This is a genomic window from Larkinella ripae (assembly GCF_054780775.1).
This window is the reverse complement of record NZ_BAAGVR010000033.1, coordinates 181785-196038: the sequence shown is the minus strand read 5'-3', so window position 1 is coordinate 196038 and position 14254 is coordinate 181785. Positions and strand designations below refer to the sequence as shown.

13 protein-coding genes are annotated in these 14254 nt (G+C 53.2%); 5 read left to right on the top strand and 8 right to left on the bottom strand.

Annotated elements, in window-relative coordinates; translation table 11 throughout:
• Window positions 1-247: 247 nt before the first annotated feature.
• From ACYVHX_RS29195 to ACYVHX_RS29185, 3 genes are all read right to left on the bottom strand, one after another.
• Window positions 248-1348 carry a hypothetical protein gene (locus tag ACYVHX_RS29195; protein ID WP_460675258.1) on the bottom strand — a complete coding sequence of 367 codons (1101 nt, stop codon included), beginning with the start codon at window positions 1346-1348 and terminating at the stop codon, window positions 248-250.
• A gap of 34 nt (window positions 1349-1382) precedes the next feature.
• Window positions 1383-1601 (bottom strand): hypothetical protein, encoded by a 219-nt coding sequence (locus ACYVHX_RS29190; protein ID WP_460675257.1) that lies wholly within the window; start codon window positions 1599-1601, stop codon window positions 1383-1385.
• A gap of 110 nt (window positions 1602-1711) precedes the next feature.
• Entirely contained in the window at window positions 1712-4120 is a 2409-nt protein-coding gene (locus tag ACYVHX_RS29185; RefSeq protein WP_460675256.1) for a glycoside hydrolase family 2 TIM barrel-domain containing protein, read from the bottom strand.
• 128 nt (window positions 4121-4248) lie between these two features.
• On the opposite strand from ACYVHX_RS29185, the gene ACYVHX_RS29180 reads away from it, so the two are divergent.
• Window positions 4249-4485 carry a hypothetical protein gene (locus ACYVHX_RS29180; RefSeq protein WP_460675255.1) on the top strand — a complete coding sequence of 79 codons (237 nt, stop codon included), beginning with the start codon at window positions 4249-4251 and terminating at the stop codon, window positions 4483-4485.
• An 85-nt stretch (window positions 4486-4570) separates the two neighbouring features.
• On the opposite strand, the gene ACYVHX_RS29175 is transcribed toward ACYVHX_RS29180, so the two are convergent.
• From ACYVHX_RS29175 to ACYVHX_RS29165, 3 genes are all read right to left on the bottom strand, one after another.
• The gene (locus ACYVHX_RS29175) at window positions 4571-5002 is read right to left on the bottom strand and encodes a DUF6691 family protein (RefSeq protein WP_460675330.1); all 432 of its coding nucleotides are present in this window, start codon (window positions 5000-5002) and stop codon (window positions 4571-4573) included.
• A gap of 66 nt (window positions 5003-5068) precedes the next feature.
• On the bottom strand, window positions 5069-5641 hold the full coding sequence (locus tag ACYVHX_RS29170) for a YeeE/YedE family protein (protein WP_460675254.1): 573 nt from the start codon (window positions 5639-5641) through the stop codon (window positions 5069-5071).
• Window positions 5642-5887: 246 nt separating this feature from the next.
• Entirely contained in the window at window positions 5888-6427 is a 540-nt protein-coding gene (locus ACYVHX_RS29165; protein ID WP_460675253.1) for a YfiT family bacillithiol transferase, read from the bottom strand.
• A gap of 252 nt (window positions 6428-6679) precedes the next feature.
• Between ACYVHX_RS29165 and ACYVHX_RS29160 the strand changes: the two genes are divergently transcribed.
• Both ACYVHX_RS29160 and ACYVHX_RS29155 read left to right on the top strand, forming a co-directional pair.
• The gene (locus ACYVHX_RS29160; protein WP_460675252.1) at window positions 6680-7240 is read left to right on the top strand and encodes a gluconate 2-dehydrogenase subunit 3 family protein; all 561 of its coding nucleotides are present in this window, start codon (window positions 6680-6682) and stop codon (window positions 7238-7240) included.
• A 14-nt stretch (window positions 7241-7254) separates the two neighbouring features.
• Complete coding sequence (locus tag ACYVHX_RS29155; protein ID WP_460675251.1) at window positions 7255-8967, top strand: GMC oxidoreductase; 1713 nt, start codon at window positions 7255-7257, stop codon at window positions 8965-8967.
• Between the two features lie 113 nt (window positions 8968-9080).
• Here the strand turns inward: ACYVHX_RS29155 and ACYVHX_RS29150 are convergent, their stop codons facing one another.
• Window positions 9081-10274, bottom strand: coding sequence for a glycosyltransferase family 2 protein (locus tag ACYVHX_RS29150; protein ID WP_460675250.1), 1194 nt, complete (start codon window positions 10272-10274; stop codon window positions 9081-9083).
• 278 nt (window positions 10275-10552) lie between these two features.
• A complete protein-coding gene (locus ACYVHX_RS29145; protein ID WP_460675249.1) occupies window positions 10553-11095 on the bottom strand; it encodes a response regulator transcription factor in 543 nt (180 codons plus the stop codon).
• 458 nt (window positions 11096-11553) lie between these two features.
• On the opposite strand from ACYVHX_RS29145, the gene ACYVHX_RS29140 reads away from it, so the two are divergent.
• Both ACYVHX_RS29140 and ACYVHX_RS29135 read left to right on the top strand, forming a co-directional pair.
• The gene (locus tag ACYVHX_RS29140; RefSeq protein ID WP_460675248.1) at window positions 11554-12732 is read left to right on the top strand and encodes an acyltransferase family protein; all 1179 of its coding nucleotides are present in this window, start codon (window positions 11554-11556) and stop codon (window positions 12730-12732) included.
• 40 nt (window positions 12733-12772) lie between these two features.
• On the top strand, window positions 12773-14242 hold the full coding sequence (locus ACYVHX_RS29135) for an O-antigen ligase family protein (protein WP_460675247.1): 1470 nt from the start codon (window positions 12773-12775) through the stop codon (window positions 14240-14242).
• Window positions 14243-14254 lie beyond the last annotated feature (12 nt).

Sequence of the window (14254 nt, the reverse complement as noted above, 5' to 3'; positions counted from 1 at the left end):
AGAAGGTGGCAAAGATTCCCGGAATCCAGCGAATTCCAATTGGACGCTCAAATATTTAAAAATAATTTAATATCTCGAAGAAAACCGGGAACCGCGGGCTAAAAACCGCCCCGCCATATGCCTAAAACACCTTGAAATTATCCTATCCTTTTAGCAATTCGGGAAGAAGTATACCGATAAAATGCAAAAAGCTCCGCCAAGCGGAGCCGTTAAAATTCCAATCGGTAATTGATTGGTTACGCATTCTTTACTGGCCCGCCGACGAGGGAACCGTCCAGTCATTTTCCTGTAACGTATTGATGAAGTAGTCGACAATTTTAACTTCGGTTCGCTGCCGGCCTTTGGTGTGCACCTCGGTGAACGGCAACAGAACGCCGTTGACTTTCCGGAAATTTTTGTACCGAACCGAAACCGTCTCACCATCCAGCGGAATCTCCTCCCCCGCCAGTTGGTAGTTGCTGTCCAGCAGGAGTTTGATCCGGCTCCCGTCTATGGTAAAGGAAAGTTCGTAGTCGCCATTGTCCAGGGCGGTCACCTCGGCTTTCTGGAGGGTTGCCATGCGTTGGGTGTGCAAACCGGAGAGGCCCACGTAGCGGTTGGCTTCTTTGCCGCGCATCTGGTCGGCGGTTAGCGGAGTTGTTTTGCCCTGCGCCCACGCCGAGCCCTGCCTGCCATCCCAGTATTCCGTAAAAACCACCTTACCCGATGCCCGGATAACGCTCAGGGTGCGGGGCTTTACATAATCCGATTGCGAAAGCACCAGAACCCCATTTAACTGCGAAATGACTTTTAGATTGCGAATGTCGTCCAGCGCCTTTCCGCCGTGAACCTCCCGGGCTTTGGCTACCAGTTCGGAAGCGGAGGGCACCTTTTCCGGTGCTTTTTTCCGGTTTTTCGACCTGCTTTCCTTGCCCTCGTCTTTGATGTAAATCCGGCCGTTCATGGCGGCAATTTCTTCCCCGTCTTTCGTAAAAAAGAAACTCTGAGTCTGGCTCTTACCCGTGTTGTAGTTCAGGGTCTGCATCCCGTCCTGGTAGACGTAAGTCCCTTCATCCTCGTTTTTGTTGTTGGTTCCCCCGCCGATGTTATCCCCCGAAATCATCACCGTGCTGTGCCGCGAATGGCTAAAATTCCCTTTGCCATCAAAATGAATTCGGTTCTGGCTGAACGTACCGACATACGGCAGGTTGGTTCCAATACCCCCCGAACTGCTTCCGCCGGTGTACTTAAAACTGGAGGCCGGTATCGTCCCATTCATTTCCATTGGCATCAGCACAAAATTGCCGCCGGACAGGTTTCCTTTTTCGGTTATTTTAAAGGTTCTGGTTTTTCCGGTATCGTAGGTCAAAACCGCGTCTTTTCCGGCAACTTTGAATTTCCCCTTAACGGTTTTTTTTCCAGTTCGGATCGTTCAAATCGTTGGTAAACGTGCCATCCGGCCGAAAATAAAGCACAATATCATCCCGCTCCATCGCCCCGCCCGCCCAGGCACTGATTCGCAACTGAATTCCGGCGTAAATCCCGCGGATGGGCGCCGAATTACACGACAGAAAAAGAAAAATCAGGATAAAAAGCTGAAGAAAAACGAAATAGCGTTTCATAGGCACTTCGTTAAATGGTACGTTCGACAAGTACCGAATAGGTTCATGTTTACATAAATGAACCAAAAACCGCCCGAATTGTCTACCGGATGCCCGCCCAATTTGTCCAATTAGCGCACCAGAACCGTCACCTCGCCACTTTCCAGACCGGGGGCGGTGGCTTTCAATAGAACCGGGCCGGCTTTGCCCGTCGGACGCAGAATGGCCAGACAGCGGCCCCGAAAGGTAGTTTTCCCTGGTTTCTGAAAGCTGCTCAAATCCGTCGGATTGGCGTTGCCAACGCCCGCCAGTTCGCCCGCGCCACTGAGTTGAAACGAAACCGGCACCGTGGCGTTGGGAATGACTTTTCCGTTTTCATCAACTACCTCAACGGCGACGTACGCCAGGCCGTTGCGGTCGGCCCGAATGGCCAGCCGGTCGGCGGTCAGTTGCAGATGGTGCGGTTTTCCGGCCGTGGTCAGCTCCACCACCCCCACCGGCTGGCCGTTTTCAAGGGCCGTGGCCTTCAGCACCCCAGTCTGGTACGGAACCGTAAACAGGGCCGTGATGCTCGTATCCGCGATGGTTTGCTCACCAATCAGGTTGCCGTTCAGTTCCAGCCGCACCAGCGGACTGCGCGAAAAAACCCGCACCTGCAACGGCTTCCCCTCCGAGCCCGGCCAGGTCCAGCTCGGCTGCTCGTCGGGCCAGCCCCAGTTGGTGACGGTTTCTTTCAGGCCGTCGGGAATCGGGCTGTGCACCGCCAGTTCGATGGGCCGGTTGCGCCAGACCACATCGCGGTAATACGACTGCGGTTTTTTGAAACCAATCAGGTCCAGATCCCCGCAGTAGGCGTTGAACCAGGGCCAGGGAAAAACCGCAAGGGTGCTGTCTTTGGCGGTTTGGGGTTGCAGCAGCGAGTGGCCGATGGCGGTTTCGCCCAGGTAATCCATCGCCGTCCAGACAAAATCGCCAATCACGTACGGGTGCTTTTCGACCATCTGCCAGTTTTGCAGGGCTTCTCTGGCGAAGGTTTCCGTACCGACCATAATCCGGTTCGGATGGCGCTGGTGGTCCGATTCGTAGTTTTTCCATTCGTAGTTGTACCCCCCCACGTCCAGCAACGCAAACGCCGGATCGGAGTCGGCCCAGACCTTACCGGGATGCTCCCAGAACACGCAAAGGGCCTCCGTGACCGGGCGCGTCGGGTCGAGCCGCCGGGTTTCGTCGGCCAGTTTTTTCGTGATCGCCAGCCCCGACGGTTCGGCGCGTTCGTTGATCTCGTTGCCGATGCTCCAGATCACGACCGACGGATGATTCCGGTCGCGCCGGATCATGGCTTCCAGGTCACGCTGCCACCATTCATCGAAAAACCGGTGGTAATCCGCTGGTTTCTTGGGGCGCTGCCACATGTCGAACGCTTCGTCGATCACGAGCAAACCGAGTCGGTCGCAGGCATCCAGAAACGCCGTCGAAGGCGGGTTGTGACTCGCCCGCACGGCATTGAAACCGTTTTTTTTCAGCAGTTCCACCTTCCGCTCCTCGGCCCGGTCCAGCGCCACCGCACCCAGCGGCCCGTTGTCGTGGTGAACGCAGCCGCCTTTCATTAAATACCGTTTACCGTTCAGCAAAAAACCGGTCTGTGCACTGAATTCAATCGAGCGAATGCCAAATGGTGAGGTTACCTGATCGAGTCGTTTCCGACCGGACCAAACCGTCACCTGCGCCTTGTACAAGCGGGGCGTTTCCGGCGACCACCGTTGCGGATAGGCGACCGTAATTTGTTGGGTGGCATCGGTTTTTCCATGGGCCGAAACCGTAACGGACTGCTGTTTTTTCCCCGCCACTTTTCCCCGTGCGTCGATTAGCGTGATCTGCACGGTTAAAGGCAGCGGTTTTCCCGTCGAATTTTCCACCGTCGTTACGACCTGCACCCGCGCCGATTGCTCCGTCACTTCTGGCGTTGTCACCGAAAGGCCGAAAGGTGCTATATGAACTGCATCGGCCACCCTCAGCCAGACGTGCCGGTAGATGCCGGAGCCGGTGTACCAGCGGGAGTTTTTACCCAAATTTTTAACCCGAACGGCCAGCACGTTTTCCTGCCCCGGCGGCAACAGATGTTTCGTCAGGTCGTACTGAAACGGGGTGTAACCGTAGGCATGGTACCCCAGATGCTGCCCGTTGATCCAGACGTCGGTTTCCATGTGGACGCCATCGAAGGCGATAGACACGGTTTTCCCTTTTTCGGCGGGACTCATTGTGAACGACTTGCGATACCAGCCCGTGCCACCGATCGTGTAGCCGGTGGACGTTGCTCCTACGCTGGCCCGCGAAAAAGGCCCCGCGACCTGATCGGGCAAATCCTCGATGCTCCAGTCGTGCGGCAAATCGAGTTTCCGCCAGTTGTCATCGTTGAATGCCCGGTTTTCGGCCTGAACGGTGCTGTCTTTCAAAAACCGCCAGTCCGAATCGAAAAGCCGGGTTTGGGCAAGGGTGTGGATCGTCGTCAGAAAGGTGCAGGCAAAGAGGAATCGTTTCATGGTGTTCGAATTCAACGATGAAGTATGTGCGATGAACGATGAATGAGCTGACGCGTTAACCATTTATCGTTCATCATTCATGCCTCATCACGCCTTATTGATAGACTAAAAACCCGTTCAACGAAGGGTTGTTATTAAGCGATTGCGCTGACAGGTTCAGTCTGCCGTTTTTGAACGCCCAGTCTTTGGACGGTTTTTCGGCGGAATTGAAGACGGCTATCCCCTTCGTCGGCGACGTGCCCGGCGGCATTTCCACAAAACGCCGAATCGTACGCCAGATCCCAGCAAAACCGGAAACCGCCCGACTGAACGAAAAAAACCGTGCCGGCGCGGGCTATTGGAGTGAAGGTAAATCAGGCCACTGAAAACCAGCCTGGCGGAGAAGTTTTACGGTCGGGGAAGACGTAAAAACCGGCTTCGTATACCCGAAAAATTGATGAAAACTGCCCTTTATTTGGGCATCCGATTCTGAAAAAAACCGTATACCCAGGTTCCGGCAATGGCACTTAGCAGGGTGACCAGCACCACGCCAAAGCCGCTCCCAATCTGCGCAAACAACGGCCCCGGGCAGGCGCCCGTAATGGCCCAGCCCAGGCCGAACAACAAACCGCCGTAGACCTGGCCAGTGTGGAACGCTTTCGGCGTGAAGACGACCTTCTCCCCCGCTATCGTTTTGATATTGAATCGTTTAATGGCCCAGACCGAGAGCATCCCGACCACTACGGCCGAGCCAATGACCCCGTACATGTGAAAGCTCTGCAATCGAAACATTTCCTGAATCCGGAACCAGGACACAATTTCCGCTTTGACAAAAACGATTCCGAACAGAATGCCCAGCAGCCCGTATTTTAGGTTTCCTGCCACCGTTTCATCCCGGTTCATGGCGTTGGCGGTTTCAGCAACCGGGGCCGGATTTTGTTTTACAATATTCATCGTGAAAGGAACAATTTACAACCAGGTCAGGAGAAAAGGTAAAATCAGGTTGGCCATCACAAACCCGCCCACCATAAAACAGCAGGTAGCCACCAGCGAAGGCCATTGCAGGTTGGAAAGCCTCATGATCGAATGTCCCGATGTACAACCGCCCGCCATGCGGGTTCCGAAGCCCACCAGAAAACCGCCCCCGACAAAGAACAGTAATCCCTTCAGCGTAAACAGATTCGCGATGCTGAAAAGATCGGTCGGCATCAGCCCCGAAAAATCCCGGATGCCCAAGGCTTTCAGGTCGGCAATTGTCTGGGGGGAGAGCTGAATAGCGTCCGGATTGGCCAGAAACTGCGTCGCCAGAAAACCGCCCATCAAAATACCCGCTACGAAAAACAGGTTCCAGCGTTCGCGCTTCCAGTCGTACTGAAAAAACGGAAGATTCGCCGGAATACAGGCGGCACACATGTGCCGGAGCGACGACGAGATCCCAAACGATTTGTTTCCGATTAACAACAACGCGGGCACCGTCAACCCAATTAATGGCCCGGCAACGTACCACGGCCAGGGTTTCCGGATCAACTCCAACAGGTCCATAAAATCTTATTTTTGGTTAGCTATTCGTAATCGGGATATGGAACTAAACCGCTAGGATAGTCGATTAATTCCATAGTTTTTCTCTAATTGCAAAAACCGGGTTGCAAGCCGTCTTTTCTGACCAATGAGATTATCGCAGGGTTTGCTTGCTCCAATAAGCAACACCTCACTTCATACCCGTAAAATCTCGCCTATTCTGCCGATTGAATTGGTTCGGGGGTCACGAATCTGTAAGCCCGACGAGCGTCAAAATACCCCCAGCGCGATTTTGATGTGCGCCAGGTGGTGTTGTACGTGCCAGGCCGACATGGCCAGTGCCTGCGCCTGGTTGAACCAGATTTGCCGAACCGGGTGGTAGTAATTGCGGGCCAGCTGGGTTTCGTCGAGCGAACGAGCCAGATACACATACCGCCGGTGAACGCCTTCGAACAACAGCAGCGAATCGTCAACCGGCGCGGTTTTGGCATCCGGCGTTGCCGCCCAGCCGTCCATTTTCACCAGCGTTACGGTTTCGTAGTCGGTTTCCGTAATCGCTTTTTTCATCCGGAGAAAATGCAGCATCTGCATATCGGCCACGTGATGAACCAGTTGCTGTACGTTCCAACTGCCTTCGCGGTAGGTTTTTGCCAACTCCTCGGGTGATAAATTCTCGACCAGTTGCCGGTAGCTGGCCGGGGCGGTTTCCAGAATGTCGATGTTTCGCGCCAGTTCGTCGCCGGTGTAGAATTCCTGAAGAACAAGCGGGCCAATGGGGAGTTTGCGGTCGATGGTCGGTTCGGAGTTCATTCGATTGCGGTTATGGAGGTTTATACGTTGCAACCAAAAACCGGCGCTGTTCCGTTCGCGCCTTCGTTCCAGGCGTCGCGCAACGTCCGTTAAAACCGGTATTGGGACAATTCCGACAAAATTATTCGATTCTCGGCGCGATTCCGCATAAACTTTGTAACTATTTCGGTAAATTTATGGTCGTTTTCGGCATTAACGAATGCCAATCTCAAGCCCTTACCCACTATACAATTGTTTCTTTAATCCTGAAAAATGCTCGTGGAAAGACGAAAAGCACTTAAAAGTTTGGCGGTGGCCGTTGGTGGACTGGTGAGTCTGCCGGGTTGGGCCAATAGATGGAACGCCACCCAACTACCCGCCGGACCCGCCTTTTTGGCCCCCAAAGCCGATGCGCTCCTGGCCGAAGTGGTTGAAACCATTATACCGGCTACTGACACGCCGGGCGCGAAAGCCCTGGGCGTTCACACGTTCATCCAGAAAATTGTGACGGATTGCCTGGAACCTGCCGCCCAGAACAGCCTGTCCAAGGGCCTGTCGGCGGTGGACACGCTCGCCCAGAAATCCTACAGCCAACCGTTTGCGTCGCTTGACGCCAGCCAGCGCACCGACCTGCTCAAAACCATGAGTCAGTCGAGCGAAGCGGATCAGAAAGGCTTCGTATCCCTGGTAAAAGGCCTGACCATTCGGGGTTACATGAGCTCCGAATACGTCATGAACAATATTACCCGCTACCAGATGATTCCCGGTTTTTACCACGGCTGCGTGCCGGTGGTGGCCAAAAACAGTGCTCCTAAAAATCAACAAAACAAATAAGCAGCCCAGAGAACATGGCAAATTTTGCAATCGATGCTGTAAAAGCAACCACCTACGATGCCATCGTGATTGGCTCCGGAATCAGTGGCGGCTGGGCGGCTAAAGAATTGACTGAGAAAGGATTACGGACGCTGGTGCTGGAACGGGGCCGCGATGTGAAACACGTTGTCGATTACCCGACTGCCATGCTCAACACCTGGGAGATGGAGCACCGGGGGCAGCTTCCGCTGAAAATTCGGGAGGAAAACCCGATTGTGGGCAAATGCTACGCTTTCCACGAAGGGTCGGCGCACTTTTTCGTGAAAGATGCCGAACATCCGTACGTGCAGGAAAAACCGTTCGACTGGATCCGGGGCTACCAGGTGGGGGGAAAATCGCTCCTCTGGGCGCGGCAAACCCAGCGTTGGAGCCAGTTTGACTTTGAAGGCCCGGCCCGCGACGGTTTTGCGGTTGAATGGCCCATTGGGTACAATGACATCGCGCCCTGGTACAGCCACGTCGAAAAATTTGCGGGTATCACCGGAAATAAGGACGGTCTGGCCACCTTGCCCGACGGTGAATTTCTGCCCCCGCACGAGTGGAACTGCGTGGAAAAATACTTCAGCCAGCAGATGGCGGCCAAATACAAAGACCGGCCGGTGATCATGGGTCGGGCGGCTCACATCACCAAACCGCAACCGATTCACCTGCAACAGGGCCGGGCGCAGTGCCAGCACCGGACCATGTGCGAGCGCGGGTGTCCGTTCGGTGGGTATTTCAGCAGCAACGCTTCGACCCTGCCGTGGGCGGCCAAAACCGGGAAACTGACGCTACGTCCTAATTCGGTGGTGCACTCGATCATCTATGACGACAAAAAAGGCAAGGCGACCGGCGTTCGGGTGATTGATGCGACCACGAAGCAGATGATCGAATTTTACGCCCGCATTATTTTCGTCAATGCCGCTGCGCTGAACTCGAATCTGGTGTTGCTGAACTCGACGTCCAACCGGTTTCCGAACGGACTGGGCAATGACAGCGGGGTGCTGGGCAAATACGTAGCCTTCCACAACTACCGGGCGGGCATTTCGGCCGAGTATGACGGTTTTCTGGATTCGACCACGGAAGGACGGCGGCCCAACGGTCCGTATATTCCGCGGTTCCGCAACGTCTATAAGCAGGAAACCGACTTTTTGCGCGGCTATGCCGCTGGTTTTTCGGCCAACCGAATCTCGCGGACCAATCAGGACGGTTTTGGGGTTGACCTGAAAAATAACCTGGCGAACCCAACGCTGGGCGGCTGGGGTGTGGGCTCGCACATGATGGGCGAAACCATTCCGAAGGATACCAATTACGTGGCGCTGGACAAAGACCTGAAAGATCCATACGGCATTCCGCAACTGAAAATCTCGATTGTTTACGACGACAACGACGACAAAATGGTGAAGGATTACCAGGAGCAGATGACGGAAATGTTCACGGCAGCCGGTTTTACGAACATCCGCGTCCGCGACGACAGAAAAAATCCGGGGCTGGATATTCACGAAATGGGCGGTGTCCGGATGGGGAAAGATCCCAAAACGTCGATGCTGAACCAGTGGAGCCAGCTGCACCACTGCAAAAACGTGTTTGTTACCGATGGCGCTTCGATGACTTCGACCTCCACCCAGAATCCGTCACTGACCTACATGGCGCTCACCGCCCGGGCCGCGGATTATGCGGTGAAGGAGATGAAAAAGCAGAATTTGTAAAAAGCTGTTGATAGTTTCGGGGAGTAAAGCGGAGGGGCGCAGTGTTTAGCAGAGAAAATTTACTCCGTTGAACGCTGCGCCCCTCCGCTTTACTCCCCGAAACACCATTAACCTCAATTTTCTTTCACCACCGTTTCCCCGTGTGGGGTGTGCAGGAATTTCTTGCTGGCGGCTTTGATCTTGAGCAGCGAGCGAACCATGCGGAAAATGAGCATCGGAAACGTCAGAAGGTCGCGGAACGAAAGTTTCTGCCAGAGGTAAGCGGGTGAGGAGATCAGCAGACTGAATACCAGCGTTGCCAGCAGCATCCCGAAAAACTGGAAAACCGGCGTCATCCCGAAAACCAGCCCCCCGGCGGTACCCAAAAACAAAAGCGCCAGAAACAGGATACGCGGAATCAGCAGGCCTTTCAGCAAGCCGTTGAAAGCGTGCACGTTTCCCCTGAACAACTGCCGGATGCCGGTGCCAAAATAAAGTTTGACGAAGTGAATCTGAGCCGCAATCCAGCGCGTGCGCTGCCGTTCAAACACCTCCAGATTCTGCACTTTTTCGTCGTAAATCAACGCTTTTTTCAGGTAGGCAATCCGAATACCTTCGGTTAGCAGCAGCATTTCCAGCTCTTTATCATACCCACCAACGGACCGGATCTGTCCCATGGCCCGTTTCATCAGGGCGGGCTCGAAAGCCATTCCCGAGCCAATCAGCGAAGCCGACAAGCCCAGCGCCCGCTGTCCTCCCCGAAACAAATGATTGTTCACCTCCTCGTTCATGGCATCAAAAACCGCCACGCTGGTGTTGGTATTTTTGGCCACCCGGTGCCCCTGCACCGCCCGCCAGCCGCTGTCGAACGCCAGGTTGATGCGGTGGAGGAAATCGGTCGCCATGTGGTTGTCGGCATCCGAAACGAGCACAATGTCGTAGACGCCTTCCGGCAACAAATCGAGTGCCCGCGTCAGCGATTTCTGCACCGTCGATTCCTCAAAGCTGACAACCAGCACTTTAACCGGCAAATACGAAAGTTTTTCGAGTGTTTCGGGGCGGAACGAATCAGCAATGACGTAAATATCGTAGGAGTCGGACGGGTAATTTTGCCGGAGATTGGCCTGCACGGATTCCAGAATCACCTGGTCTTCCTTGTAGGCCGGCACCAGCACGGCGATGCGTCGGGTACGAGCCGGCGCTGGCGGGGCAGCACCGTCGTCGGCCCCGCCCAACCGGCCGGCAATGGCAAAAACCGTCAGATAAAAAACGTTAAAAAGAAGGTAGATAGCGATCGGTGAAAGGACCAGATACCCCAGAATGTCCATGATACAGCAAATTACCGCTTAACAAATCAAACGAATACTTAACTTGTCTGATAATATCCAAAGTGCCCGGAAATCCGGTTCCGTCTTTCCCGCGTTCTTCTTTAGCCGCCATCAGATTAATGCTCATCTGACTGCAAATAATGTACCATTTGAGCCTGTCCGTTCCGGTTTGTTTCAAAGATTTGCAAACAGCGAACCATAAAAAACTCCCTTCACCAAAGCCAACAAGCTCGATGAAGGGAGTTTTTTATGTCTGACAAATTGAAAATCCGGCCAAATTAATTCAGGCCGAGCGATTGCAAACCGGGAAACAAAGCTTTCAGACTCCTGATGTTACGCGGATTCGGACCACCCGCCCGCCGAAGCATTGCCCTGATTTTGGCTTGTACTTCCAGAGGATTAAACGGCTTTGACATGCAATCATCCGCACCGACTTCCAGACTGCTGATCCGGGCGTCGCTGTCGTCCCCATCAGAGAGTGCGAGGATGGGCATGGATTGGTACGGTTTACTGCTCCGGATCCGTTGGATCAGCTCCAGCCCGTCAAACCGTGGTAATTTCAGATCTGTGACCACGAAATCAATGGGCAGCCCTTTTTCGAGCAAGGCCATCGCTTCGAAGCCATTGGCCGCAATTGTGACGTCGAATTCCCGGGATAACGTCCGATTTAATACGGTAACTAGAAAGTGATTGTTCTCAACAATCAGTAAACTCAATTTTGGCAAACTCATGGTGGGTTGAATTAGGGTTTCAAACAGAGAAAATGGTGTATTTTCAATAGAAATAGTCACTTTTGCAATAAAGGGAGTATTTTTACTCAAACAACGGTACCATTCTCAATACTTCATAAACTAAACAACAATCATATTAGTAGCAGAACAGCTGGGCTAAAATTTTGTTCAAAAAGCCCTAATGAACACTTCTAAGTAACATTTTGTCATTTATTCAACCATACACGCTTTTTCTCTCGCTTGGAAAAGTCTAATTACTTGATAATGACACAAAGATATAGTACTTAATTTTATAGCAAAAAAAATGTGTAATTATTTTTGCCGTTATTGATAATTTATTGTGAATGACGCACTAAGCAAGGTACTGAAATGTCCCTTTTGGCCTGAAAGTTTGCCTGGCCCGCATCGTTTTTACTCAATTTATGGGGCGGAAGAATTTCGGAGGCAGTTATCAGACACAGTTGGCACGATATGTGAGGATTATTCAGGGCGACTTATGACATGGTACTGCGAGCGAAATGGGCAGTCATGTAAACTTTTCAGGGATAATGCGAGCAGTCTACTTTCCGAATTTAAATGGCTTACGGTTCATCGCTGCGCTTTGGGTGATCGTTCACCACATCGAACAAATCAAGCTGATTTTCAAAGTCGACAATTACTGGCATCTTCCTTTTGTCGACCTGATCGGGAAATTGGGGGTGGTTCTTTTCTTTGTCCTGAGCGGTTTTCTCATCACCTATCTGCTCATGCAGGAACGGGCCATAACCGGCACCATTTCCATCCGGCATTTTTACCTGCGCCGGGTGCTCCGAATCTGGCCCCTGTATTACCTGATCGTAATGCTGGGTCTGTTCATTCTTCCGCACATTCCTTTTTTTGAAGTACCGATTTACTCCGATCTGCTGCACCGCAGCTTTTTCATCAAGGTTTTGTTGCTTTTGCTGATTTTACCCAACCTGGTAGCTACGCCTATTCCGCACATTAACCAGACCTGGTCCATTGGGGTCGAAGAGCAATTTTACGCCTTCTGGCCGTTGCTGATGAAGAAAATCGGGCATCCGTTGCGGGTAGCCCTGGGGACCATCGTCGTATACCTGCTCATCAAATTCAGTCTGCTCCTGCTTCCGGTTTTTGGCGTTACCGGTGGTCCGGTCGATTTTGCCACCAAGTTCTGGCTCAGCTTCAACGTCGATTGCATGGCAATTGGCGGGGTGATTGCCTGGGCCCTTTTCTACCGCCGGGAAGCGATTCTGCGCGTCCTGTTCAGCCGCTGGACCCAGATCACGGTTTACCTGCTGACGGCGTTCATGATCATTCGTGGAGTTGAAATACCGTACCTGCATCAGGAGGTGTATGCCTGCCTGTTTGCGGTAATCATCCTGAATCTGGCAGCGAATAAACAGACACTGATCCGGCTCGAACACCCGGTTTTGCACTACCTCGGCAAGATCTCCTTTGGTATTTATATGTACCACATGATCGCAATTATCATTGCGTTTAAAGTATTGCAGCCCATCGCGCCCGGTAATAACTGGTTACTGTACAGTGCTAGCATTTTGCTCACTATTTTGCTGGCAGCCGCTTCGTACGAATGGTTCGAACGGCGGTTTATCAAAGCCAAAGTCAAGTATTCCAAGGTGGTGAGTGGCGACAACACGGCTGATTCCAATACCCAGCCTGTGGAGGTTTCCGCCCCGGTCGTACCCAGTCTGACCAATTCTAAATAACCGCAGCGTCGGATCACTTTTGGGTGATTCCGCATCTACTATGCCGCATTCGGTGGGCTCCATATCGAACCAGGTACAAAAACGATACTGGCTATACAGTGTCCTCGGCACCCTCGTGGCCCTGGTATCCGGTTTTTTGATCGCCAAACTGGGCGTGCTGGCCCTGGCGGTGGTGGTCGTGATGCCGGTCGGTCTGTTGCTGGTGGGGGCCGTGCTGGCCGACCCCAAGTTTGGGTTTCTGATGTACGTGCAACTTATTTTTCTGGTCAATGCGCTGGCCCGGTTTCTGCCCATCAGCATCCCGTTTGGGATGATCATCGACGGCATCATCGGCTTAACCGTCCTGAGTTTGATCCTCAATAACCGGCGCTTGTCCTGGAAGAGCCTGCATCACCCGGCTTTTTACCTCGTTGGGTTCTGGTTTTTCTACACGGTTCTGGAAATTTTCAACCCGGAATCGCCCTACCGGGCCGCCTGGTTTTACCACGCCCGCTCGTTCTCGCTGCACTTTTTCATCATTACCTGCACCTTCCTGGTCATCGACATTACCCGCGCCGACTTCCGGATCATCCTCCGAACCTGGCTGACGTGGTCGGTTCTGGCTGCGCTCTGGGCGTTCAAACAGCAGTACATCGGCCTGACGCTCAACGAAACAATCTGGCTCAATTCGGGGGCCGCCGAAACCCACATTCTGTTCGGACACCTGCGAAGCTTTTCGTTTTACACCGATGCCTCACAATTTGGGGCCGAGATGGCCGCCGTCTCGCTCCTCTGCCTGATCTGGATTTTCGAAGCGCCCACCCTTACGCAAAAAGTCGGTTTTCTGGTTCTGCTGCTGGTTTATTTCTGGGGGTTTGCGGTTTCGGGAACCCGGTCGGCTTTGTTTGTGCTCATTGCGGGCTACGGTTTTTACCTTTTCATGAAGCGGGATATTCTGAAAATTGCGCTGGGTCTCTGCGTGGCGCTCCCCCTGCTGTTTGTGTTGAAATACACCAACGTCGGCAGCGGTAATTACCAGATTCAGCGTATGCGCACGGCCCTGAATCCGTTGGAAGACCCGTCGTTTTTGCTGCGTCTGAAAAACCAGCAGAAACTCCGGAATCACTTGAAAGACCTGCCGTTCGGAGCCGGTATTGGCACCTCGCTGGACACCGGACAGCGGTTTTCGCCCAACCACTGGGCCGCCCAGATTTCACCGGATAGCTGGTACGTCGAGCTTTGGATCGAAACCGGCTGGATCGGTTTAACGATTTACATTTCCATGCTGGTGTTGCTGATCACCCTTGGCGTTTACCGCGTCTGGCATTTGCAGGACCCGCAGCTTACGTCCCTGATGCGGGCGATCCTGGCGGTTTTTGTGGGAATAGCCGTCATGGGGTATTCCAATCCCGTATTGGGCCAGTTTCCAACCAGTGCAATGCTTTACGTAAATGCGCTTATATTCACCACCTGCAACCGCTGGGACACACCCATTGTAAAACCGCAAGCCAGTGAAACCAGCGTCGCATGAATCTCATTCGTA

Bases quoted from the DNA above. Each gene is read 5' to 3' on its own strand.
- ACYVHX_RS29190 (WP_460675257.1), bottom strand. From the start codon at position 1,601: ATGAAACGCTATTTCGTTTTTCTTCAGCTTTTTATCCTGATTTTTCTT.
- ACYVHX_RS29140 (WP_460675248.1), top strand. From the start codon at position 11,554: ATGCGAGCAGTCTACTTTCCGAATTTAAATGGCTTACGGTTCATCGCT.
- ACYVHX_RS29170 (WP_460675254.1), bottom strand. From the start codon at position 5,641: ATGGACCTGTTGGAGTTGATCCGGAAACCCTGGCCGTGGTACGTTGCC.
- ACYVHX_RS29155 (WP_460675251.1), top strand. From the start codon at position 7,255: ATGGCAAATTTTGCAATCGATGCTGTAAAAGCAACCACCTACGATGCC.
- ACYVHX_RS29160 (WP_460675252.1), top strand. From the start codon at position 6,680: ATGCTCGTGGAAAGACGAAAAGCACTTAAAAGTTTGGCGGTGGCCGTT.
- ACYVHX_RS29165 (WP_460675253.1), bottom strand. From the start codon at position 6,427: ATGAACTCCGAACCGACCATCGACCGCAAACTCCCCATTGGCCCGCTT.
- ACYVHX_RS29175 (WP_460675330.1), bottom strand. From the start codon at position 5,002: ATGAACCGGGATGAAACGGTGGCAGGAAACCTAAAATACGGGCTGCTG.
- ACYVHX_RS29185 (WP_460675256.1), bottom strand. From the start codon at position 4,120: ATGAAACGATTCCTCTTTGCCTGCACCTTTCTGACGACGATCCACACC.
- ACYVHX_RS29135 (WP_460675247.1), top strand. From the start codon at position 12,773: ATGCCGCATTCGGTGGGCTCCATATCGAACCAGGTACAAAAACGATAC.
- ACYVHX_RS29150 (WP_460675250.1), bottom strand. From the start codon at position 10,274: ATGGACATTCTGGGGTATCTGGTCCTTTCACCGATCGCTATCTACCTT.